Source organism: Methylocystis sp. Uni0008, assembly GCF_056838045.1.
Window position 1 is genome coordinate 3,854,130 of record NZ_CM166370.1, and the last position, 21,961, is coordinate 3,876,090.

At 63.4% G+C, this 21,961-nt stretch carries 25 protein-coding genes and 1 tRNA gene; 18 read left to right on the plus strand and 8 right to left on the minus strand.

The annotated features are described in order from the left end of the window. Positions 1 to 39 precede the first annotated feature (39 nt). From istA to AC0X69_RS19110, 3 genes are all read left to right on the plus strand, one after another. The gene (istA, locus tag AC0X69_RS19100) at positions 40 to 1,305 is read left to right on the plus strand and encodes an IS21 family transposase (protein WP_482609828.1); all 1,266 of its coding nucleotides are present in this window, start codon (positions 40 to 42) and stop codon (positions 1,303 to 1,305) included. Continuing rightward, complete coding sequence (gene istB, locus AC0X69_RS19105) at positions 1,302 to 2,168, plus strand: IS21-like element helper ATPase IstB (RefSeq protein ID WP_482608716.1); 867 nt, start codon at positions 1,302 to 1,304, stop codon at positions 2,166 to 2,168. Before istA ends, istB begins: the two co-directional genes overlap by 4 nt. Positions 2,169 to 2,385: 217 nt before the next feature. Then, positions 2,386 to 3,039, plus strand: coding sequence for an acyl-homoserine-lactone synthase (locus tag AC0X69_RS19110; RefSeq protein ID WP_482609830.1), 654 nt, complete (start codon positions 2,386 to 2,388; stop codon positions 3,037 to 3,039). A gap of 409 nt (positions 3,040 to 3,448) precedes the next feature. Here AC0X69_RS19110 and AC0X69_RS19115 read toward each other — a convergent pair whose 3' ends face one another. Continuing rightward, the gene (locus tag AC0X69_RS19115) at positions 3,449 to 4,915 is read right to left on the minus strand and encodes a GlxA family transcriptional regulator (protein ID WP_482609832.1); all 1,467 of its coding nucleotides are present in this window, start codon (positions 4,913 to 4,915) and stop codon (positions 3,449 to 3,451) included. Positions 4,916 to 5,088: 173 nt separating this feature from the next. On the opposite strand from AC0X69_RS19115, the gene ftsH reads away from it, so the two are divergent. The 4 genes from ftsH (at position 5,089) to AC0X69_RS19135 (ending at position 8,856) form a co-directional block, all read left to right on the plus strand. Beyond that, on the plus strand, positions 5,089 to 7,005 hold the full coding sequence (gene ftsH / locus AC0X69_RS19120; protein WP_482609834.1) for an ATP-dependent zinc metalloprotease FtsH: 1,917 nt from the start codon (positions 5,089 to 5,091) through the stop codon (positions 7,003 to 7,005). A 213-nt stretch (positions 7,006 to 7,218) separates the two neighbouring features. After that, on the plus strand, positions 7,219 to 7,989 hold the full coding sequence (gene amoC, locus AC0X69_RS19125; RefSeq protein WP_482609836.1) for a bacterial ammonia monooxygenase, subunit AmoC: 771 nt from the start codon (positions 7,219 to 7,221) through the stop codon (positions 7,987 to 7,989). A gap of 65 nt (positions 7,990 to 8,054) precedes the next feature. Further along, positions 8,055 to 8,180 carry a hypothetical protein gene (locus AC0X69_RS19130; RefSeq protein ID WP_482609838.1) on the plus strand — a complete coding sequence of 42 codons (126 nt, stop codon included), beginning with the start codon at positions 8,055 to 8,057 and terminating at the stop codon, positions 8,178 to 8,180. Between the two features lie 178 nt (positions 8,181 to 8,358). Next, on the plus strand, positions 8,359 to 8,856 hold the full coding sequence (locus AC0X69_RS19135) for a DUF1269 domain-containing protein (RefSeq protein WP_482609840.1): 498 nt from the start codon (positions 8,359 to 8,361) through the stop codon (positions 8,854 to 8,856). A gap of 36 nt (positions 8,857 to 8,892) precedes the next feature. On the opposite strand, the gene AC0X69_RS19140 is transcribed toward AC0X69_RS19135, so the two are convergent. After that, positions 8,893 to 9,546, minus strand: coding sequence for a hypothetical protein (locus AC0X69_RS19140; RefSeq protein WP_482609842.1), 654 nt, complete (start codon positions 9,544 to 9,546; stop codon positions 8,893 to 8,895). Between the two features lie 337 nt (positions 9,547 to 9,883). Here AC0X69_RS19140 and AC0X69_RS19145 point away from each other — a divergent pair, with 337 nt between their 5' ends. Genes AC0X69_RS19145 through AC0X69_RS19170 form a run of 6 tightly spaced genes read left to right on the plus strand, consistent with a single transcriptional unit; the run spans position 9,884 to position 14,920 of the window. Then, a complete protein-coding gene (locus tag AC0X69_RS19145; protein ID WP_482609844.1) occupies positions 9,884 to 11,026 on the plus strand; it encodes a 4Fe-4S dicluster domain-containing protein in 1,143 nt (380 codons plus the stop codon). Further along, positions 11,023 to 11,487, plus strand: coding sequence for a cyclic nucleotide-binding domain-containing protein (locus AC0X69_RS19150; protein WP_482609846.1), 465 nt, complete (start codon positions 11,023 to 11,025; stop codon positions 11,485 to 11,487). The genes AC0X69_RS19145 and AC0X69_RS19150 overlap by 4 nt, the downstream gene beginning before the upstream one ends. 37 nt (positions 11,488 to 11,524) lie before the next feature. Then, positions 11,525 to 12,319: an FAD/NAD(P)-binding protein gene (locus AC0X69_RS19155; RefSeq protein ID WP_482609848.1), complete on the plus strand. Its 795-nt coding sequence runs from the start codon at positions 11,525 to 11,527 to the stop codon at positions 12,317 to 12,319. Position 12,320: 1 nt separating this feature from the next. Continuing rightward, positions 12,321 to 13,097 carry an NADH-quinone oxidoreductase subunit B family protein gene (locus AC0X69_RS19160; protein WP_482609849.1) on the plus strand — a complete coding sequence of 259 codons (777 nt, stop codon included), beginning with the start codon at positions 12,321 to 12,323 and terminating at the stop codon, positions 13,095 to 13,097. Next, a complete protein-coding gene (locus tag AC0X69_RS19165) occupies positions 13,087 to 14,379 on the plus strand; it encodes a Ni/Fe hydrogenase subunit alpha (RefSeq protein ID WP_482609851.1) in 1,293 nt (430 codons plus the stop codon). Before AC0X69_RS19160 ends, AC0X69_RS19165 begins: the two co-directional genes overlap by 11 nt. Further along, a complete protein-coding gene (locus AC0X69_RS19170) occupies positions 14,369 to 14,920 on the plus strand; it encodes a hydrogenase maturation protease (protein ID WP_482609853.1) in 552 nt (183 codons plus the stop codon). Before AC0X69_RS19165 ends, AC0X69_RS19170 begins: the two co-directional genes overlap by 11 nt. Here AC0X69_RS19170 and AC0X69_RS19175 read toward each other — a convergent pair. Further along, positions 14,879 to 15,541, minus strand: a complete 663-nt coding sequence (locus tag AC0X69_RS19175) for a hypothetical protein (RefSeq protein ID WP_482609854.1) — start codon at positions 15,539 to 15,541, stop codon at positions 14,879 to 14,881. The genes AC0X69_RS19170 and AC0X69_RS19175 overlap by 42 nt on opposite strands. Before the next feature lie 296 nt (positions 15,542 to 15,837). On the opposite strand from AC0X69_RS19175, the gene AC0X69_RS19180 reads away from it, so the two are divergent. The 3 genes from AC0X69_RS19180 (at position 15,838) to AC0X69_RS19190 (ending at position 17,289) form a co-directional block, all read left to right on the plus strand. Then, the gene (locus tag AC0X69_RS19180; protein WP_482609856.1) at positions 15,838 to 15,984 is read left to right on the plus strand and encodes a hypothetical protein; all 147 of its coding nucleotides are present in this window, start codon (positions 15,838 to 15,840) and stop codon (positions 15,982 to 15,984) included. Positions 15,985 to 16,123: 139 nt separating this feature from the next. Further along, positions 16,124 to 16,360 carry a hypothetical protein gene (locus AC0X69_RS19185; RefSeq protein WP_482609858.1) on the plus strand — a complete coding sequence of 79 codons (237 nt, stop codon included), beginning with the start codon at positions 16,124 to 16,126 and terminating at the stop codon, positions 16,358 to 16,360. A 236-nt stretch (positions 16,361 to 16,596) separates the two neighbouring features. Continuing rightward, complete coding sequence (locus AC0X69_RS19190; RefSeq protein WP_482609860.1) at positions 16,597 to 17,289, plus strand: M15 family metallopeptidase; 693 nt, start codon at positions 16,597 to 16,599, stop codon at positions 17,287 to 17,289. 180 nt (positions 17,290 to 17,469) lie between these two features. On the opposite strand, the gene AC0X69_RS19195 is transcribed toward AC0X69_RS19190, so the two are convergent. Continuing rightward, positions 17,470 to 17,808: a hypothetical protein gene (locus AC0X69_RS19195; RefSeq protein WP_482609862.1), complete on the minus strand. Its 339-nt coding sequence runs from the start codon at positions 17,806 to 17,808 to the stop codon at positions 17,470 to 17,472. Between the two features lie 324 nt (positions 17,809 to 18,132). On the opposite strand from AC0X69_RS19195, the gene AC0X69_RS19200 reads away from it, so the two are divergent. Then, positions 18,133 to 18,360: a hypothetical protein gene (locus AC0X69_RS19200; protein ID WP_482609863.1), complete on the plus strand. Its 228-nt coding sequence runs from the start codon at positions 18,133 to 18,135 to the stop codon at positions 18,358 to 18,360. A 258-nt stretch (positions 18,361 to 18,618) separates the two neighbouring features. Here AC0X69_RS19200 and AC0X69_RS19205 read toward each other — a convergent pair whose 3' ends face one another. From AC0X69_RS19205 to AC0X69_RS19220, 4 genes are all read right to left on the minus strand, one after another. Next, a complete protein-coding gene (locus AC0X69_RS19205; RefSeq protein WP_482609865.1) occupies positions 18,619 to 18,990 on the minus strand; it encodes a hypothetical protein in 372 nt (123 codons plus the stop codon). 287 nt (positions 18,991 to 19,277) lie between these two features. Then, positions 19,278 to 19,354, minus strand: a tRNA-Pro gene (locus AC0X69_RS19210). A gap of 76 nt (positions 19,355 to 19,430) precedes the next feature. After that, positions 19,431 to 19,946, minus strand: coding sequence for a dihydrofolate reductase (locus AC0X69_RS19215; protein WP_482609867.1), 516 nt, complete (start codon positions 19,944 to 19,946; stop codon positions 19,431 to 19,433). A gap of 6 nt (positions 19,947 to 19,952) precedes the next feature. Beyond that, entirely contained in the window at positions 19,953 to 20,756 is an 804-nt protein-coding gene (locus tag AC0X69_RS19220) for a thymidylate synthase (RefSeq protein WP_482609869.1), read from the minus strand. Positions 20,757 to 20,963: 207 nt separating this feature from the next. Here AC0X69_RS19220 and AC0X69_RS19225 point away from each other — a divergent pair, with 207 nt between their 5' ends. After that, positions 20,964 to 21,953 (plus strand): TIM44-like domain-containing protein, encoded by a 990-nt coding sequence (locus AC0X69_RS19225; protein ID WP_482609871.1) that lies wholly within the window; start codon positions 20,964 to 20,966, stop codon positions 21,951 to 21,953. The last annotated feature ends 8 nt before the right edge of the window (positions 21,954 to 21,961 follow it).

The window sequence follows — 21,961 nt, forward strand, 5'->3', positions numbered from 1 at the left end:
CTCGCCGATGCTGCTCCCCTTGGCGGAAGGGAGGGCTCGGTGATCAAACTCGGGGAAATTGTCATGATCCTGGAATTACATCGTCAGGGCGTCTCTGTGTCCGCGATCGCGCGCCAGCTCGGAATCGACCGGAAGACCGTCCGCAAGCACATCGCCGCGGGGCTGACGGCGCCCAGCTACAAGGCGCGGCCGCCGCGCGAACGCGCGATCGCAACTTTCGAGGCCTATCTGCGGGAGCGCCTCGTCGCCTATCCGGCGCTGAGCGGCCGCCGGCTATGGCGAGAGATCAAGGATCGCGGATATGCCGGCGGCTACACTGCGGTCACCGACTTCCTGCGCGAACTTCGGCCGCCGCGCTCGAAAGGCTTCGAGGTGCGCTTCGAGACGCCGCCTGGCGAACAGGCTCAGGTCGACTTCGCCCGCTTCGATGTCGAGTTCCTCGACGAGCTCGGCGTCAAGCGGATCGTCTGGCTCTTTTCCATGGTCCTGGGGCATTCCCGCTTCATCTGGGCGCGCTTCGTCCTGCACCAGGATATGCAAAGCGTCCTACGCTGCCATATGGCCGCCTTCGAGGCGCTCGGCGGCGTCCCGCGCGAGATCCTCTACGATCGCATGAAGACGGCCGTTATCGGGGAAGACCCGGATGGCCTCGTTGTCTACAATCGCGCGCTACTGGATCTGGCGCGCCATTACGGCTTTCAGCCGCGCGCCTGCAAACCCTACCGCGCCAAAACGAAGGGCAAGGTTGAGCGGCCCTTCCGCTACATCCGGGAAGACTTTTTCCTCGGCGGCGCCTTCCGCAATCTTGATGACCTGAACGCCCAGCTCCGAATCTGGCTCGATACGATCGCCAATCCGAGGGTCCACGCCACGACCAGGCGCGTCGTCGATGAGGCTTTCGCCGAAGAGAAGGCGTCGCTCAAGCCGGTGCCGTCGACGCCCTATCAGGCGGTGCTTCGGCTCGAGCGGCGCGCGTCGCATGAAGGCATGGTCAGCGTCGGCGGCAATCTCTACAGCGTCCCGGACACGACCCGGCGACGCGTCCTTGATGTCCATGTCTTCGCCGACGCCATCCGCATCTTCGAGGACGGCGAATTGATCGCCGCCCATGCGCCGCTCGAAGGCCGCGGCGAAAAACGTCTCGATCCGGCGCATCGCAGAATGCCGTTGCAAGCGTATCGTCGCCGGCCGCCCGACGCATTGCCGTCCCTCATGCTGCGCGCCGGCGATCACGCCGCGAGACGCCCGCTGGCCTTCTATGACGCGGTGGGGCGCCGGCTGGCGATGCAGGGAGGCTCACGATGAATGCAACGCCCTCCGCCGTCATCGACCGCGTCAAACGCAATCTCGTCGGCCTGAGAATGCCGCGCGCCCTCGAAATCCTCGACATCACCCTGCGCGGCATCGAGCGTGGCGAGACTACGGCGCTCGACGCGCTCGACATTCTGCTCACCGAAGAACTGACGCTACGCGAGAACCGCCGCGTCCGGATGGCGCTCCAGATGGCGCGCCTGTCCGCCGTCAAGACGCTCGCCGGCTTCGACTTCGCCTTCCAGCCGTCGCTCGACAAGAGCCGCGTCATGGCGCTCGCCGAATTGCAGTTCATCGATCGCGCCGAAGCGGTTCATCTCATCGGACCGCCCGGCACAGGCAAAACCCATCTCAGCCTGGCGCTCGGCGTCGAGGCGGTTAAAGCCGGCCGCAGCGTCTACTTCGCCTGCCTCGCCGACATCATCGCAACATTGGCCAAGGCCGAACGCGAAGGGGCGCTGCGGGAGAAGATCCGTTACTTCTGCCGCTTCTCGCTGCTGATCGTCGACGAGATCGGCTATCTGCCGGTTACGCCCGGCGGCGGCAATCTGTTCTTCCAGCTCGTCAACGCCCGCTATGAAAGGGGCGCCATGATCCTCACCTCGAACCGCGGCTTCGCGGAATGGGGCGAGATCTTTGGCGATCCAGTCGTCGCCACGGCGCTCCTCGACCGTCTCCTGCATCACGCCGTCGTCTTCCAGATCGAAGGCTCGAGCTATCGCCTGCGCGAGCACGCCGACCTCTTGCCCGAACATGTTCGGACGAAAGCCAGCATCCAACCCGCGCCAATCCCGCCGACCCTGCGTCGTCGCGGACGCCCGCCAAAAAACGGAGGCGCCGATCAAGACCTCGGCTGATCGCCACGCCCGCCAACTGGGGAATTTTACTCCGGCGCTTCTGGGGAAATTAACATCGGCATTTACAGACCGCGCGCGCCCGGCTTAACGCCGTTACCGTCAGTCACGCGGTCGAGGAGGCCCGCCGTATGGGCCTGATTCGCTTTGACGCAGAAATCGGCCCCATCGCGCAACCGGTCCCGCGCGTCGATGCGCCCCGGCTCGGCGGCCGCGAGCGATGATCGCGCTGCTGCCCGGCGAAGCGCGCGCGCACTTTCCCAGGTTCATGGATCAAATGCTGGACTTGCGCCTGAGCGTCGGACGCTCGCGCCAGGGCCGGTCGTCTGGACCAGTCCATCGACTGGCGGCATTGGATTATTTCGATTCCCTCGACCCGCTTTACGTTCTCGCGCTGGACGACAATGAATGCGTCGCAGGAGCCTTAAGATTGCTGCCGACCACTGGCGGCACGATGCTGAACGATGCTTTCGCAGCGGCCTTGCCGGAAGGTCAGCGAATCGAGAGTCCGCTGATCTGGGAAGCGAGTCGGTGGACGCTGCGCGGCGTTGAGGACCCTGGCGGGCAGGCGCCTTACGTCGACGCAATGATCGGTCAGCTCGGCGTCGCGCTCAATGAGATCGCCGAAGCGGCCGCGCTCACGCATTTGATCGCCGTTTATGACAGCGCCGTCCATCAGCTCCTGTCGCTTCGGGGCTGCGCCGGCGAAGCGCTGGCGTCGCTACGAGTCGACGGCGTTGAGATGCATGCTGTGCATTATGAAATTGGGCCCGCGCTCGACGCGCAGTTCAGACGCCTTGCGCCTGACCTCGCTTCCCCGTCGGTCAATCTCGCCGATCTGGAAAGACGCCGCTCAAGCGGGTTTCGAGCCTGAACTGAGGGAGGAGCAGGTCTCCGAACACATCCGGCGCAGGGCGCAGTCGCCTCGCCGCGGGGCGGCGAGCGACGTTGTTAGATGTGGGCGTGGAGCGCTTAGGCGTTTACGAACGCGGTGATCGCAAGCGTGATTGCGGCGGCGGCGGCGAAAATCGAGAGAATCGCTGAGATGGCGTTCATTGGCGCTTGTCCTATGGCTCGCTGCCCCGTTGTGGAAAAACCGCATCTGGGACAGACGCGACAAATTAGCGCACTGACTTTGAAATAAGCCAAGTGGGAAAAGCTATTGCATTGCGCTGACGGCAGGCCCTCAGCATTCGCCGCGACGATTCGGCTTGCAGCCGGTAATCCGGTCTTAATCAATCACTAGTCGGCCTGGCTTTAGCGGCTGTGCGGCGCAACGACGATTAATCCGTCAATGACATAAGCTTCGCTTTAAGGTCGCCGATCTCCAGCTCCGCCTGCACCTGAGTGCTGACGTCGTACTGCACGCCGAGGAAATACAGGAGCCGTCCGTTCGGGTCGAACAGGGGCGTAATGTTGAGCTTGTTGTGAAAGAGCGTTCCGTCCTTGCGGTAGTTCCGCAGCGTCACTTCGACCTGTTCCCGGTTGCGGATGGCTTCGCGCAGCCGCAGTCTTCCCTCTTGGTCGCGATCCTCGCCCTGAAGGAAGCGGCAGTTGCGCCCGATGATCTCGTCGAGTTCGTAGCCGGTGATTCGCATAAACGGCCTGTTCGCGTAAATGATGGGCGAGTCTTCGAGGTCCGGGTCCGCGAGCGTGACTCCGTTGACGCAGGCGTCGAAGATGGTGGTCAACATTTGCGGGATGATTTCCGCGTCCTTGCGCAACGCAAAGAGCTGGCCTTTGGCCTGGCTTCTGGCGCGCGCCCATACGCGATAGGCGCTCGGCGCCATGCCGGAGAAGCGGCGGAAAGCGCGGCGAAAGCTCGCTTCGTCGGCGAAGCCGGCGCTCGAGGCGAGCTCCTTGACCGGCTTGGCGCTGGTCTCGAGCAGCATCCGCGCGGTCTCGACCCGTATCCGATCGATGAAGGTCTTCGGCGACTCTCCTGAGGCCTGTTTGAGCTTGCGATGCAGCGTCCGCTCGGACGTCGACAGCGCGCGCGCCAGCTCCTGAGCGCTGAACGACGAATCGGACTGCCGGACGATTCGCTCCGCCTCGGTGAGAAAAGCGTCCACGCCTTCATTCAAGGTTGTGGCGCTGTAGGCGGCCGGGCCGCGCGGCCCGCCTTTCACGAGCGCCGCCTCGCCGACGGTGAAATCCGCCGCGACGCGCGCGGCGTCGACCCCGCAAAGCGTGCGAATGACGTGCAGGGCGACGTCGATCCAGGAGAGGGGGCCGCTGGAGGTGACGACTCGACGGTCCTCGATCAGCCGCGCGCCCCAGGCGGCGTCGATTCGCCCATAGCGCTGCTTCAGCTCCTCCTGATGCCACCAGCTCGTCGTGCAGCGGCGGCCGTCGAGGAGGCCTGCCTCGCCAAGGAGAAAAACGCCCGAGCCGCAGCCCGCGATCAGCGCGCCGCGCGCATGGTGGCGGCGCAGCCAGGCGGCCGCCGCCCCCAGGTGCGACATGTCCGGCGGCTTTCCGTTCTCGTCCGGCGAGAAGCTCGGCACGATGATTGCGTCGCAGGTTGTGATCGCCTCGAAGGAGGCGGCGACGGGAAAACTCGCTCCAGTGAGATCGCGGATCGGCTCGCCATTCGCGCTGGCGGCGACGACGTAGAAAGGATCCTCAGCGCTCAGACCGGGCGCGCCGGCGCGGCCGATCGCGCGGCGCGCGAGCGCCAAAAGGTCGGTCAGTCCCAGAAAAGCCGAGCCCAGGCATTCGTTTAGGCCGGCTATGACAATCTTACGCATCCGCCTCTACTTTTGGCGAATTATGGAGCCTGTTTGGCTATTGCGCCATCCTGACCTAGATTACTTCTAATCTCATCCTGCGCTAGTCAGGGGGCATCTTCGCCTCTGGCTGGGGATGCATACATATTGGCGACGACGCCGGGCTCGCCGCGGCTCTCGTCATGGAGGTGAAAATGAAGGCGAATTGGAAAAAATATTTGCCTTGGGTCGTCTTCGTCGCAGTCGGCGCATTGCTTTTCGGTCTGTTCCAGCACCAGCAGACCCGCACGCCCGCGCGCGAGATCACCTTCAGCGAGCTGCTGGTGCAGATCGATGAAGGGCGCATCCACGATGTGACGATCTCCGGCAACGAGATTTCGGGCCACTTCAACGACAACCGCTCCTTCACGACCTACGCCCCGAATGATCCGGGGCTGGTGCAGAAGCTTGAGTCGAAGAAGGTCCAGATCAGCGCCAAGCCGGCGAACGACAGTCCCGGTTGGCTCACGACGTTGCTCGTCAACGGATTGCCGCTGCTGCTGTTCATCGCCGTCTGGATCTATATGGCGCGGCAGATGCAGGGCGGGGCCGGCGGCCGCGCGATGGGCTTCGGCAAGTCGAAGGCGAAGCTGCTGACGGAGACGCAGGGGCGCGTCACCTTCGAGGACGTCGCCGGCGTCGACGAGGCGAAGGAGGATCTGCAGGAGATCGTCGAATTCCTGCGCGATCCGCAGAAGTTCCAGCGCCTTGGCGGACGCATCCCGCGCGGCGTGCTGCTCGTCGGACCGCCCGGCACCGGCAAGACGCTGCTGGCCCGCGCGATCGCTGGCGAAGCGGGCGTGCCCTTCTTCTCGATCTCGGGCTCCGACTTCGTCGAAATGTTCGTCGGCGTCGGCGCCTCGCGCGTGCGCGACATGTTCGAGCAGGCGAAGAAGAACGCGCCCTGCATCATCTTCGTCGACGAGATCGACGCCGTCGGACGTCACCGCGGCGCCGGTCTTGGCGGCGGCAATGACGAGCGCGAGCAGACGCTGAACCAGCTGCTTGTCGAGATGGACGGCTTCGAGGCGAATGAGGGCATCATCCTGATCGCCGCGACCAACCGTCCGGACGTGCTCGATCCGGCGCTGATGCGTCCGGGCCGCTTCGACCGGCAGATCCAGGTGCCGAACCCGGATTTCATCGGCCGCGAGAAGATCCTCAAGGTTCACGCCCGCAAGGTGCCGCTGGCGCCGGACGTGGATCTGAAGGTCGTCGCGCGCGGCACGCCTGGGTTCTCGGGCGCCGATCTGATGAATCTTGTCAACGAGGCGGCGCTGCTCGCGGCGCGGCGCTCGAAGCGGATCGTCACGAACCAGGAGTTCGAGGACGCGCGCGACAAGATCATGATGGGCGCGGAGCGCCGCACGCTGGTGATGACGGACGAGGAGAAGAAGCTCACCGCCTATCACGAGGGCGGACATGCGCTCGTTCAGCTCTCGGTTCCCGGCGCGATGCCGATCCACAAGGCGACCATCATTCCGCGCGGCAGAGCGCTCGGCATGGTGCAGGGCCTTCCGGAGCGCGATCAGATCTCGCAGACCTACGAGCAGCTGACCGCGATGCTCGCCATCGCCATGGGCGGCCGCGTCGCCGAGGAAATGGTCTTTGGCCATGACAAGGTGACGTCCGGAGCGGCCTCCGACATCCAGCAGTGCACCCGCGTTGCGCGCGCGATGGTCACGCAGCTTGGCTTCTCGGACAAGCTCGGCGCCGTCGCCTACGCCAACCCGGAGCAGGAACAGTTCCTCGGCTATTCGATCGGCCGCCAGCAGACGCTTTCCGAAGCGACGCAGCAGACGATCGACGGGGAAGTGCGCCGGCTGGTGCAGGAAGCCTATGACGAGGCGATGCGCATCCTGACCGAAAAGCGTAGCCAGCTCGACACGCTCGCCAATGCGCTGCTCGAATTCGAGACGCTGACGGGCGACGAGATGAAAGGGCTGCTCGCCGGCAAGCGTCCCGTGCGCGACGAGTCGGTCTCGACTCCGCCGCCGCGTGGCACGGCGGTGCCGACGACCGGACCGAAGCCCGAACCCGACGTCGGCGGCATGGAGCCCCAGCCGGTCTAACGACGGCGAACGAAGCTCGAAGGCCCGGCGTTCTGCGCCGGGCTTTTTTTATTGCGCGCAGGACGAATTCGATCGCCGGCGCAACCTCCTCGCTGGCGGGTTCTGGGCTTTATTTGGCGACAAAGTCACTGTTTCGAAGCGCCATAACACGCAAGATGCGTCAGCCTCGAAGAGCGTCTCTTCGAGAGAAAATCCATGGAGGAGTTAACAACAATGAGCTCGACGACTGACACAGCAGCCCGGGCTGCTGCTGGCACGGAAGCTGTAGTTGACCTTAAGGGCATGTGGATTGGCCTTGCGGTTCTGAACGGCTTCTATCTTGTTGTCCGGATTTACGAGCAGATTTACGGCTGGCGCGCTGGCCTTGACTCGTTTGCTCCTGAATTCCAGACGTATTGGATGTCGATCCTTTGGACCGAGATCCCGCTCGAGCTGATTTCGGGCGTTGGCCTTGCCGGCTATCTTTGGAAGACTCGCACGCGCGATTTCTCGACTCTGACGGCGCGCGAAGAGATGCGCCGCCTTGTTGTCGAGGTTCAGTGGCTGGTGGTCTACGCGGCCGCCATTTACTGGGGCGCGTCGTTCTTCACGGAGCAGGACGGCACCTGGCACATGACGGTGATTCGCGACACGGACTTCACGCCGTCGCACATCATCGAGTTCTACATGAGCTACCCGATTTATTCGGTTATCGCGGTTGGCGGCTTCTTCTATGCGAAGACGCGTCTTCCGTATTTCGCGAAGGGGTACTCTGTCGCGTATCTGATCGTGGCGATTGGCCCGTTCATGATCATCCCGAACGTCGGCCTGAATGAGTGGGGCCACACGTTCTGGTTCATGGAAGAGCTGTTCGTTGCGCCGCTGCACTGGGGCTTCGTGTTCTTCGGCTGGATGGCGCTTGGCGTGTTCGGCGTCGTGCTTCAGCTGCTGATCAACATTCAGCGTCTGATCGGCAAGGAAGGCGTCGCCCTCCTGACCGAGTAATCGAGACCCGCGCCGCCCGCTTCGCGGCGGGCGGCGTCAATTAAACGAATAACTCGGGAGGTCCCATGCTCGTCGCCATGCTGCTGTTGGCTGCGGCGCTCTCGCCGCTCTGCTTCGTCTATGCTGCGCCGCGTCGCATTCCGCAGCGCGCCCGCCGCGAAGCCCTCGCGTCCCGCTGCCGGAAAAACTGATTCGCTGTTGGAGAGGAGGCCGCCGGATTCGCCCGAAGCGCAGCCGGCGGCCCTGTCGTCGCCGCCGTTAGCCATTTAACGGTAGAAGTCGCTCCACGCCGCATTGTCTTGCTTTTTACGCTGAACTAGATCGTCAATGGCGGCGCGCCGAGATCCGCGCGCAAAATAGGAGAGGCCAATGAATGATCTTCTCGTGATTGCATTTCCCTCGGAAGAAAAGGCCGAGGAAGTTCGGCAGAAGCTTTTCAGCATGCAGAAGGAATATTTGATCGAGCTCGGCGATGCGGTCGTCGCCGTAAAGAACGCGGATGGCGCGATAAAGCTTAATCAGCTCTTCAACACCACGGCCCTCGGCGGCGTCTCCGGCGCGTTCTGGGGCGCGCTGATCGGATTGATCTTCATGATGCCGCTCGCCGGCGCGGCGATCGGCGCCGGCGCTGGCGCGGTCTCCGGCGCCCTGACGGACTTCGGCATCGACGACAAATTCATGAAGGACGTCGCCGCCGCGATCCCGCCCGGCGGCGCCGCACTGTTCCTGCTCGTGCGCAAGATGACGACGGATAAGGTTCTCGAAGGGCTGAAAGGAGTCGGCGGCGTCGTGCTGCGGACGTCGTTCGACAAGTCCAAAGAAGATGCGATCCGCGCCGCGCTCACGGCGCAGCCGGCATCCGCCTGACGCAATTGCGCGCCGAAGGGTTTTCGGCGCGCATCCTCAGACGGTCTCCTCCGCCTCGCTCGCCTTTCGACGATGCGCGTGCATCGTGACGTAGATGCTGGCGACGATGAAGCCGATGCCGAGCACGGTGACGAGAATGAACAGCGACGAGCGCTGAACGATCGCGACCAACGGCACGAAAAGCCCGAGCATGATTCCGACGACGCATATTTGCCATGCGGCGGCGTGAACGCCGGCCACGAAGGTCGCGACGGCGAGCAGCACCATCAGGTTGAGCCCGGCCGCATTGACGTCGATCAGTTTTCGTAGCGGCGGCGAATAGATCAGCCACATGCCGAAGAGAAACGCCGCCCAGTGCAGCACCTGCGTCCAGACGAGCCGCGTCCGCTCATGCGTCGTTTCCGTATGGCGCCAGCCGACATAAATGCAGATAGCGCAATAGACCGGCGTCAGGAATTCCCAGTAGTAGGCGACAGGCTGCCCCGTGAAGGTGACGATGCCGATGCCGAGCACGGCTGTCGACAGCATCACGATATAGGGGAGGTCGATTTTGAGGACATCAAGGAAAAGAATGCCGGGCGGCTGGGTCCTGATCTCTTCGATGCCATGCTCGAGCGTGGTCGCCCAGCTCTCGTGGTGCGGCGACGGTTCAGGCAAATGGGGCTCGGCCGGGTCCGGGCTATTGGACATGAGCAATTCCCTCGCTGGTTCGGGCGCTGAACGATGCCGCGGCGTTTGGTGTCGCCTTGTCCGACGCGCCTGTTGGCCGAAATAGAAGGTCAAGATAGTTCGTGCGCGCGAGGCGAGCAACCGGCGAGGCGTGAGTTGGATCGGTTCCGCTTCCGGGCAAGCTGTCGGGCGCGCCGGCGAACCCGTTTGGAAATCCCTCAGGCTGCGCATCGTCATTATCTGGCTGATGTCATGGCGGCGTCACACGTCCGCCGACAAAAGTTAGATTGGACGCAGCAAAATCCTGCTTGTCCAATATACTCGGCCCGAGTGGAAAGAGAGCCAGATGGGAGCGCTCATGGCCAAAGCTGACGGCGCAGCGGCGATCATCACGGTCGACGGCCTGGCGCGCTTGCTGCAGGCGATTCGCGCGCGCGGCTATCGCGCCATCGGGCCGACGCTGCAAAATCAGGCGATCGTCTACGACGATATCGAATCGCTCAACGACCTTCCGCGCGGATGGACGGATGAGCAGGACGGCGGCCGCTACAGATTGGCGAGACGCGACGATGAGGCGCTCTTTGGATATTCGGTCGGGCCGCAGTCGTGGAAAAAATTTCTGCACGCGCCGAGACTGCGGCTTTGGACGGCGGAACGTCAGGGCGAGGACGTCATCGTCGCGCCCCAAGCGCCGCCCGATGACCGCTTTGCCTTTATTGGCGTGCGGGCATGCGAAATTCGCGCGATCGAGATCCAGGACAGGGTCCTCGTTAGCGATCTATACGTCGACCCGCACTATCAGGCCTTGCGCGAACGCGCGCTGATCGTCGCCGTCAATTGCGGCAAGGCCGGAGGCACGTGCTTTTGCGTTTCGATGCATGCGGGTCCGTGCGTGGAGCGAGGGTTCGACCTCACTCTGACGGAGCTCCTTGATGGGGCCGAGCACGTCTTTCTGGTCGAGACCGGCAGCGAAGAGGGGCGCGCGCTGTTGGAGCAAATCCCGCACCGACCCGCCTCACCCCGGGAGATCGAAGCTGGCGACGCCGTTGTCGAGCGCACCGCATCCTCGATGGGACGTAAGATGCGTTCGGACGATCTTAACCAACTGTTGATGAGCAATCTCGAACATCCCCGTTGGGACGAGGTCGCGACGCGCTGCCTGAGCTGTACAAACTGCACGCTGGTTTGTCCGACGTGCTTCTGCACGTCGGTGGAAGACGCCTCCGATCTAACGGGGGCGCGCGCGGAGCGCTGGCGCCGCTGGGACTCCTGTTTCACGATGGATTTTTCCTACATTCATGGCGGCAGCGTTCGCGCCAGCGCGAAATCGCGCTACCGCCAGTGGATGACCCACAAGCTCGCGACCTGGATCGACCAGTTCGGCTCGTCGGGCTGTGTGGGATGCGGCAGATGCATCACATGGTGTCCTGTCGGCATCGACATTACCGAAGAGGTGCGCGCCATCCGCGGCGGTGACGCCTCGGCTCAGGAGTCGCGATGAAGGAAATCGCCGAACTGCTCCGTCATCATCCCTTCGCCGAGGGGCTGGATGAAGACACTCTTGCGCTCATCGCCGGATGCGCCAAGAACGTCGTTCTGCAGCCGGGCGACTATTTTTTACGCGAAGGCGCCTCTGCCGACTCGTTCTATCTCGTCCGGCATGGCGCCGTCGCGCTCGAGACCTTCGTGCCGGGGCGCGGAGCGTTCACTTTCCTTACCGTCAAAAGCGGCGAGATTGTCGGCGCCGACTGGCTCATTCCGCCCTATCGTTCCTCATTCGACGCGCGCGCCGTCGAACTGACTCGCGCGATCTCCTTCGACGGCAAGTGCCTGCGCGGGAAATGCGAGGCGGATCCGCGCGTCGGCTATGAAATGATGAAGCGATTCATTCCGCCGCTCGTCAAACGGTTGCAGTCGGCGCGCATGCAGGCGCTCGGGATGTATGATGCCGCAAACGCTTAGAGCCTGCGCGCCGCTGACCTATCCCATGGCGCCGAGCATGGCCCCGGTGACACGCTTCATTCGCGAGTCGGCGGACGTCTTCACCTTCGATCTCGCGCCAGAAGGCGCGACGCCGTTCACGCCAGGGCAGTTCAACATGCTCTACGCATTCGGCGTCGGCGAGATACCGATCAGCATCAGCGGGGACTCGCATGCGCCAGAGCGGCTCACCCACACGATTCGCGCCGTCGGTCCGGTCAGCGCTGCGCTCGGCAAAGTGAATGCTGGCGATCGCGTCGGCCTGCGCGGTCCCTTCGGGGTCGGCTGGCCGGTCGAGGAAGCCAAGGGTTTCGATGTCCTGCTCATCGGCGGCGGCATCGGCCTCGCGCCGCTGCGGCCGGTCATCTACTGGCTGTTGCGCCACCGCGCCGCTTACGGCCGCGTCGGCGTTCTTTATGGCGCGCGCGCGCCGGAGGACCTCATCTTTGTCGACGAACTCCAGGAATGGCGACGCACGCCAGACTTCCAGCTGCGCGTGGCGGTGGAGCGCGCCGGCGCCGAGTGGGCCGGAGACGTCGGCTATGTGACGCCTTTGCTCTCGAAGCTGCGCTTCGATCCCGCGGACACAGTCGCCATGATCTGCGGACCGGAAGTGATGATCCGCGCGACGGCGCTCGCTCTAGAAGACGCAGGCGTCGCGGATTCGCGGATCTACGTTTCGATGGAGCGCAACATGAAATGCGCGATCGGACATTGCGGCCATTGCCAGTTCGGTCCGCTGTTCATCTGCAAGGACGGGCCGGTGCATCGCTACGATCGCGTGCGCGGCCTCCTCTCGTATCGGGAACTGTGACGTGGAGCGCACGCGACCAAAGCTCGCCCTCTGGAAATTCGCGTCCTGCGACGGCTGCCAGCTGAGCCTTCTCGACTGCGAGGACGAATTGCTGCAGATCGCTGGCGAAGTCGAAATCGCCTATTTCCTTGAGGCGACGCGGGCGACCGTCGAAGGTCCATACGATCTCTCGCTCGTCGAAGGTTCGGTGACGACGGCGCATGACGCGGCGCGCATTCAGGAAATTCGCAGGCAGTCGCGATCACTGATGACGATCGGCGCTTGCGCCACCTCGGGCGGCATCCAGGCGCTGCGTAATTTCGCCGACGTGCGCGAGTATGCGGCGATTGTCTATGCCCGACCCGACTATATCCAGACGCTGGCGACATCGACCGCGATCGCCGACCACGTGAAGGTCGATTTCGAACTGCGCGGCTGCCCGATCAGCACCAGGCAGCTCGTCGAAGTGATTTCCGCCTTTCTCGCCGGACGCAAGCCGCAAACGCCGCCGCACAGCGTCTGCGTCGAATGCAAGATCGCCGGCAATCTGTGCGTGATGGTCGGTCATGGGACGCCTTGTCTCGGCCCCGTCACGCACGCGGGCTGCGGCGCGCTCTGTCCGTCCTACAACCGCGGCTGCTACGGCTGCTACGGTCCGATGGAGACGCCCAACACGCCGTCGCTCTCCGAATGGTTGCGCAAGCTTGGCATGGACGACGACGCGCTCAAGCGCGTTTACAGAACCTTCAACGCCAATGCCGACGCCTTCCGCAAGGAAAGCGAGCGTCATGACAAGTAAGACGATCAAGGTCGGCCAGCTCGCGCGCGTCGAGGGCGAGGGCGCGCTGAAGGTGATAGCGCGCGACGGCGTCGTGCAATCGGCGGAGCTCAACATCTTCGAGCCGCCGCGCTTCTTCGAAGCCTTTCTGCGCGACCGCATGTATGCCGAGGCGCCCGACATCACCGCGCGCATCTGCGGCATATGTCCGGTCGCCTATCAGATGAGCGCGGTTCATGCGATGGAAAACGCGCTCGGCGTCGTCGTCGACGGACAGCTGCGCGCGTTGCGACGGCTGATCTATTGCGGCGAATGGATCGAGAGTCACACGCTCCACATCTACATGCTGCATGCGCCGGATTTTCTCGGCTATGAGGGCGCGATCGAAATGGCGCGCGACCACGCAGATATTGTGCGCCGTGGGCTTGATCTCAAACGAGTCGGCAATTCGATCATCGCGCTTCTTGGCGGCCGCGAAATTCATCCGATCAATGTCCGCGTCGGCGGCTTTTACAGCGCGCCGCGCCGGCGCCAGCTTCAGCCGCTCGCCGAGGAGCTGAAGCGCGCGCGGGACTGGGCGCTCGCGACGGTGCGTTGGACCGCCGGCTTCGAATTTCCGGACGTCGAACGCGATTATGAATTCGTCGCGTTGCGCGGCGACGGCGAATATCCCTTCAGCCACGGCCGCATCGCCTCGAGCCGCGGACTCGACATTGCGGCGGCCGAATACGACGAACATTTCGAGGAGACGCAGGTCGAACATTCGACCGCGCTGCACGCGCACATCAAGTCGCGCGGCCCCTTTCTCACGGGGCCTTTGGCGCGCTACGCGCTGAACGCCGCCTCTCTGTCGCCGCTCGCGCGCGAAGCCGCGCAGGAGGCGGGTCTTGGAGCAGCATGCAGGAATCCGTTCCGTAGCATCGTGGTGCGCGCCGTCGAAGTCCTCTACGCCTGCGAGGAAGCGCTGCGCATCATCGACCAGTATGAGGAGCCGGAGCGTCCGGCGGTCGATTTGGAGCCGCGCGCCGCGACGGGCTATGCCGCGACCGAGGCGCCGCGGGGCATGCTGTATCATCGCTACCGCCTCGACGCTGGCGGAAAGATTGCGGACGCCCGCATCGTGCCGCCGACGTCGCAAAACCAGCCGAGCATCGAAGAGGATTTGAGGATCTTCGCGACGGCCTGGCTCGACCTGCCGGACGACTCGTTGCGTCACCGCTGCGAGCAGACGATCCGCAATCACGATCCGTGCATTTCTTGCGCGACGCATTTTCTGCGGCTCGAGATCGATCGTGGCGGATAGCGCGCGCGAAGGGCGGCGCGTGGTCGTGATCTGCGTCGGCAATCCCCAGCGCGGCGACGACGCCGCCGGCCGCGCCGTCGCGCGCGCGCTCGGAGACTCGCTCGGCGACGCGGAAGTCATCGAAGAGGAGGGCGAAGCGACGAGAGTGCTGGCGCGGCTCGAAAGCGCAGACGCCGCCTTCATTGTCGACGCCTGCGTCTCGGGCGCGCGTTCCGGCGAGATTCGCCGCTTCGAGGTCGGCGAGGGACCGCTGCCAAAGGCGGCTTTCGCGGGCGCGTCAACGCATGGTCTGGGCCTCGCCGAAGCGCTGGAGCTCGCGCGCACGCTTGGCGCCTTGCCGACATGCTGCGTCGTTTACGCGATCGAAGGCGAAAGCTTCGAGATCGGCGAGCCGATGTCGTCGTCGGTCGCGGCGGCGGTTCCGGTCGTCGCCGACCGGCTGCGCAAGGACATCATGGGGGTGACCGGCCGAGCGCCGCATCCGGCGCCGAGCCGCAACTCAAAAGGCGGTAAACCGAATCCCGGTCGAGATGTAGTTTGAGGCGCCGTGGACGCCGTTGATGAGGCCGTAGACGCCGGAGCGGTGGTGAACGCGAACGAAGACCTCGAACGGCGCTTCCTTGTAAGGAGAGACCGTGAGTTCTGGAACAAGCAGGTTCAAGAAACGGGAGCTGTGGCCGCTGCTGTCGAACTGCCGTTCGAAGTCTGAGATGCCCGTGACGTAACTCGCGCCGATCAGGCCGAGTCTGAAATTGGTGTAAACGTAATCGTTCCAGGGAAACCACGTCCATCGCGCCATCGGGATCAGATCGAATTCCCACTGCTGCCCGGCCTCGCGACTGCCAAAGCGCTTGGCGACGCCTCCCTCAAGTTCGAGCTCCAGAGGAATGCTTGCGAAGCGGTAGGCCGTATAGACGGCGTGGGCGTCGACGAGAATGCCGGAGGCGAAGTTCGGCTGCCAGGGCCGCAGGACCGTGATGTTGATCAAGGACTGGTCGGCCAAGGCGCCCACATAGGCGCCGATCCTCAGCGTCGGCGCGGCGTTATTCTCGAGCATGGGGATAAGCGGCGCGGGCGGATGCGCCGCCTCAAGTTCGGCCCCGAACGCCGAAGTCATGGAGAACAGCGCAGCGACGGCTGCGCCCAAACTCAACGTTCTCATAGCGTCTCCGAATACAGCGCCGTTCGTCCGCTCGGCTGGCGTCAATGGTGGCTATCTACAAGATAAATGGGCGCTTTTTGCGACAGCCGGCGCTGTTGGCGCTCGAGCGGGCATCAACGGAGCGTGCGCTGGCGGCCGGTCGTGCACAAAATCGACCAAAATCGGAAACCAATGGCAACACTGCAGCAACGCCGCTGAAAGGATCGTGTGGCTACACTGCGTGCGCGCCCAATTTCCCGGATCGAACACGCCCGCGACCCGCATACGGATGGCGCCGCCACTGAATGGAGACAAAAATGCAGCGGTTTGTTTCTTCGGCCAGATTCGTAGCGACTTTCTCGACGGTCCGGATGCTCGTCAAATTTCCGCTGCACATCGCCAGGCGCATTGCGGCTTCGCCAGAGGCGTTTATCGACGCCATCGAGCGTTTTGCGAAGCGCTGAACGGGCGCTTGCGCTCATCAACGAATCTACAAGCTGCGGATAGGCTTAAGTGGAGCAATCGCGCAGTGCGGGCCGACGGGTTGAATGACCCCAGGCCCATCCCAGTTGCATTGGCTAACGCCCGAATCGGGAGGAACCAATGCGCAAACTCACGCTGATGATATTCGCCGGACTTCTGGCTTTCGCTCCGGTGGCTTTTGCGCCGCCGGCGCAGGCGCAGCGGTCGGGGCCATTTCCCTATGATGGCAATCTTCAGTCCTATGGCGGACTCTGGCGTTATCAGAAGAGGGATTGGGGCAGCCCCTGGAACCCGCTCAACCCTGGCGTCTGCTGGCAGTTTAACGACTATCTCCACGCTTGGCGGTGGGTGTGCTGAAACAGGCGCCAGTTCGTTAGATGCAAGAACGCCTCCTGCGACGCCGCAGGGGGCGTTTATATGCAGAGGCAAGCGCGGAGAAAACGCAGCAGGCTGCCTGTTTTCCAGGGGACCGTTGCTTAGTGACATTGGGGCGAGGCCGTTTCGCGCCCTCCAATCCTAACGAAGCCGAAGAGTGGATCGACTGCTGCAGGGCGGTTATTGTTCCAAGGTGTAGAAACGCCGGAAAGAGGCGCATGTCGATCGCATTTTCCGAATTGCGAAAGAGTCCAATTCACCGCTCGCCCATCCGGGCGGTCGCGCTTCTGTCCTTGCTCCTTGCAGGCGGTGAGGCGCATGCGCGGGGGGCGAAGGTCACGGCTCAACCCATACCCGACGCAATATGGACCTATATGCAGGGAAGGTCGTGGCGCGCGGAGCTTCCCTGTCCTGGACGTGACCAACTCGTTCTCCTGAGCGTCCCTTACATTGACTTCGACGGCAACTCCCAAACTGGCGCTCTGATCGTCGCAAGAAGCGCCGCAAAAGCCGTCGGCGCCGCTTTTCAGGAAATCTACGACAGCGGCAAATTTCGAATCTATCGAATGTCGCTGATCGACGAATTCGGCGGCGACGACGCAAAGTCCATGGCGGCGAACAATACAAGCGCGTTCAACTGCCGAACGACAGATCGCGGCGCGATGTCGCGACACGCCTATGGAATGGCGGTCGACATCAATCCCGTTCAAAACCCCTATCGCGAGGGAAACCTCACCGAGCCCGAGGCCGGGCGCGCTTATGACGACCCCGCCAAGCGCAGAAGAGATATTGTCGGGATCATCGTCGATGGCGACATCGTGACCAGGGCCTTCACGCGGCAAGGCTGGCGCTGGGGCGGACGTTGGAAAAGAAGCGTCGATTACCAGCACTTTTCCAACGACGGACACTGACGGCGGTCGATCACGGAAAAATCGCGGACGCGTCGGTAACGCGTTCGCCAAGCTGCAAGCCGTCAGAAATCGATGAACGGCGTAGCGTGACTGAGACTGCGCTCCAACGCGCGCTTGCCGGCCTCGCCCGGAACGCCCCGACCGTGGACGGCGGGGCGCCTGGACTTCGGTTGGCCGAACCTACTTGGATTGGTGAAGTTCTTTCCCATGAAGCGCGTCTAACAGGTCATTGCCCTTCATCGTAGCAACGCGCGCAGCCGTTCCATCCTCGTTGCATTTTCCGCTCGTATTCTTCGAGCCAGTGCATTGCCGGCTGCCGTCAGCGGGGCATTCGAAAACGACGTCGTTTGTGCATCCGACCAGGGAATTGCCCTTGATGCCGTAATTGCAGGTTTGTCCGGCATCGTGCATCCGATCGCAAGCAGAGATAACAGCTCCAACCGGCGCGGCCATCGCGGCCGGAATAGTGAGTGAAAAAATGAGCGCGAGCGTGCATTTCGAGGCAAAGGTAGTGTTCATGCTAAATCTCCCAAAGTGATTTGGCGTCAACCTCCCTAAGCCCTCAGATCGTAGCCTCACGAAGAGCCAAACTAACGGCGATTGCGACGCCGGCAATGGCGCCAGTCAAAAATTCGAGTCACATGATAGTGCAGTGAAACTTTGCGCGGCTCGGCCTCTGTGGTCAGCGCGCGTTCGATCATCTGCGCAAAGACCATCGCGCCTCGATTCACGAGTCTGCGGCGGCGGTTAGGCCGATGCGCGCTAGACTGACTCTGGATTCCACTCGCGTAGGTTCAATCATCGCCGGTCAGCGTCGCCCATTGCGTTATCGGGCCTAAACGAGTGCCGCCGCGCGGCGCTCCAATTACCGTTGAACTCTGGGGGACTGAGTTCGACGGTTGGTTCGAGTCAGAGGAAAAGGCTCAGAATGCGGACGAAAATCTCGAATTCCCAAGCGGCTTTGCTCGTGAAACGGTCAGCGATGAAACGCAAACACTTTGGGCGTCTCCATCTCCTGGCGATAATTTCGGCTTCGCGGTGACGATGAAATATTCGATCGAATACATCTGACGAGCTTGCTTCAGTGTGGATCAGCGCGGCCGTCTGGGCCATGAACTGGCCGGACGGCTGTGCTTTAAAGTGCGAGCTGGTGTTGTCGCGCGGCCGGCCGCAGCACGAACAATGGCGCAGGGAGTCGGCCGCACGCCGAAGATGATCGAATAAGAAATCCGACAGAGAGAAACGAAAAGGCGCCGTCTGCGTTACGGCGCCCTTTGGTTCATCACGTCTTCGTCGACGTGGGTGCGTTACTTTTAGCGCTTCTTGTCATCACCACCAGCCGCCATAGGGATAGCCCCAGCCCCACCCGCCATAAGGATAGCCCCAGCCGTAGTAGCGGGGCGCCGTGGCGGCGGCGATGCCCGCGCCCATTATTCCGAGCGCTGCGGCGGCGAACATCGCTCCAGCCGGATCATAGCGATAACCGTAGCCTCGACGGTAATAGCGACGCGGATGGTAGTAACGCACATAATGCCGATGGCGTTGGCGCCGGTAGTGGATTGTCTCGATAGGAGCCGTCAGGCCGATATCGGCGGGCGAGGCCATGCTCATCGGGCCGGCTAGAACTTCCGTCGGCATCGCCGAAAGCGCCATTAGCCCGCACAACGCGCCGGCCATCCCGGACTTTAAACTCTTACGCATGGGCGCACCTTTGGAACGATGTTTGGGGGGCGGTGAGCCGCGAAGGACTACGTCCCTTTTTTTTCAACGCGTAATTCAACTCGATTGTTCCGGCGTCGCCGGCGAGGACCACGGTCTTGCGGTGATGACGGCGCCCGACGCCCCGGCGACGCCATCGGCGCGGGAATCGGCATTGTCGGAGGGGCGGGTCCTGCAGGCGGGATTGCCGGTCCATTGTAGGACCGGTTCTAAGTCCGCGCCCGTTTGGCCATCACAAATTTGGAGGGGGTTCCGGAAAGTCGGATGAATGGTCGGAGTGAGAGGATTCGAACCTCCGACCCCCTCGTCCCGAACGAGGTGCGCTACCAGGCTGCGCTACACTCCGATTGAAATGGCCGAAAGCCGCTTTCGGGGCGTTTTATATCGATAGCCGGATTGCGCCGCAACTGGTTTCAGTCGGGTCAGGCGCGGCGCCGCTCAAGCGTGACATAGGCGAAGTCCGCTTCGTCTTTGGGCCCGCGGCCCGGCGCGTCTCGCGCGATTTCGCGCCACTCTCGGGGGTCGAGCGCGGGAAAATGGGCGTCGCCGGCGATTTCAAGCGCGACCTCGGTCAGTTCGATCACATCGGTCACATCGAGAAAAGCGCGATAGATTTCCTCGCCGCCGGCGATGATGATCTCGTCGGTCCCGAGCAGCGCGGCCAGCCGGCGCGCGGTCGCCAAGGCCTCGGACGCATTCGCCGCGACATGCGCGCCCTCGGCTCGAAAATGCGGATCGCGGGTGAGCACGACGCTTTCGCGTCCGGGCAGGGGCCGACCGATCGATTCGAACGTGCGCCGGCCCATGATCATCGGCTTGCCCCAGGTGCGCGCCTTATAACGTTTGAGATCGCTCGAGAGCCGCCAGGGGAGGCCATTGGCCACGCCGATGACGCCGTTGCGTCCGCGCGCCACGACGGCGACGATTTTGGGCTCCATCTGCGCCTACACCGCGATCGGCGCGGCGATGGCCGGCCAGGAGTCGTAATTCTCGACGCGCACGTCTTCGTAGCGGAAATCGAAGAGCGCGCGGACGGCGGGATTGAGCGTCAGGCGGGGCAGGGGCTTTGGTTCGCGGGAGAGCTGAAGCCGCGCCTGCTCGACGTGATTGAGATAGAGATGCACGTCGCCGAAGCTGTGGATGAATTCGCCGGGCGCGCAATCCGTGACCTGCGCGACCATATGCGTCAGCAGCGCATAGCTGGCGATGTTGAAGGGAACGCCAAGAAAGACGTCGGCGGAGCGCTGGTAGAGCTGGCAGGAGAGCCGCTTCTGCCCCGCGACGTCCGCGACATGAAACTGGAACAGGCAGTGGCAGGGCGGCAGCGCCATCCTGTCGACTTCGGCGGGATTCCAGGCCGAGACGATGAGGCGACGCGAAAACGGATTGCGCTTGATCTCCTCGACGACATTCGCGAGCTGGTCGATCTCGCGGCCATCCGCGGGCCAGCGGCGCCATTGCGCCCCATAGACCGGCCCGAGTTCGCCGTCTTCGTCAGCCCACTCGTCCCAGATGGTGACGCCGTTCTCGCGCAAATATCGGACGTTGGTCTCGCCTCTCAGGAACCACAAAAGCTCGTGGATCACCGATTTGAGATGCACGCGCTTCGTCGTCACCAGCGGAAAGCCCTGCGACAGGTCGAAGCGCATCTGATGGCCGAAAAGCGACAGCGTTCCGGTGCCGGTGCGATCGTCCTTGCGCGCGCCCTCGCGCAGGATTTTGTCGAGGAGGTCGAGGTACTGACGCATGTCGCCGGATCGAACTGCTCTCGGGAAGAAGGACTTGCGACCTCTCCATACTCCTTGCCCGGCGTATGAAGCAAAGGGCGGCTACTGCAGGCGCCGGCGCCCGGCAAAGCCGATTTCGCCGGCCAAGCCTTTGCGAGGCTGTTCCGGGGTTCCTATATATTTGCGGCTAGGGGAGCGTGGTTCCCCGGATATTGAGGATACAGGACAATGTCGCGTCTCTTCGCGCTTAAGCGCGGATCGCTGTTTTCTCTCGCGCTTGCGGCGTTGCTGGCGCTCGCGCCCGCTATCGCCGAAGCGCGCATGGGCGGCGGCGGCAGCTTTGGCAGCCGCGGCTCGCGCAGCTGGTCCGCCCCGCCTTCCACGCGCACCATGCCGGGAACGGCGTCGCCGTTCGAGCGTAGCGTCACCCCGCGTCCCGCGCCGGGAATGGCGAGCCAGATGGGGCAACCCCGAGGGGCTTTTGGCGGCTCCTTCGGCCGAGGCCTTCTGGGCGGACTCGCCGGCGGCCTGCTCGGCGCCGGACTCATCGGGCTGCTCACCGGTCACGGTCTGTTCGGCGGCATGATGGGCTTCGCTTCGGTCATCGGCCTGCTGCTGCAGATCGCGCTGCTCGTCTTCCTGGCGCGGCTCGCCTTCAACTGGTTCGCCCGTCGCAACGCCAATGTGATGGCGGGCGCCGGCCACCGTCCGAGCCCCGGCTTCACCTCGCCCTTCACCGCGCGGGCGCCTTTCGGCGCGGCCGGCTTCGGCTCTGGCGCTACGCCGGAAGCGGCGATGGCGCAGCCGATCCAGCTCGCGGCCGATGATTATAATGCTTTCGAGCGGCTGCTCGGCGAGACGCAGGCGGCCTACAGCCGCGAGGACATCGGCGCCCTGCGCGCCATGTCGACGCCGGAAATGGCCTCCTACTTCGACGACGAATTGGAGGAGAACCGCCGCAAGGGCGTCGTTAACCGCGTATCCGACGTGAAGTTGCTGCAAGGCGACTTGTCCGAGGCGTGGCGGGAAGGCGTCGATGAATACGCCACTGTCGCGATGCGCTTCGCCCTGAAGGACGAGATGGTGGATCGCGCCACCGGCAAGCCTGCGCCAGGTTCGCCTGGCGAAACGCAGACGTCCGAAGCCTGGACGTTCCGTCGCCCGGCAGGAGCAGGCGCCCGGGAATGGAAGCTGTCGGCGATCCAGCAGGCGGCGTAACGTTCAAC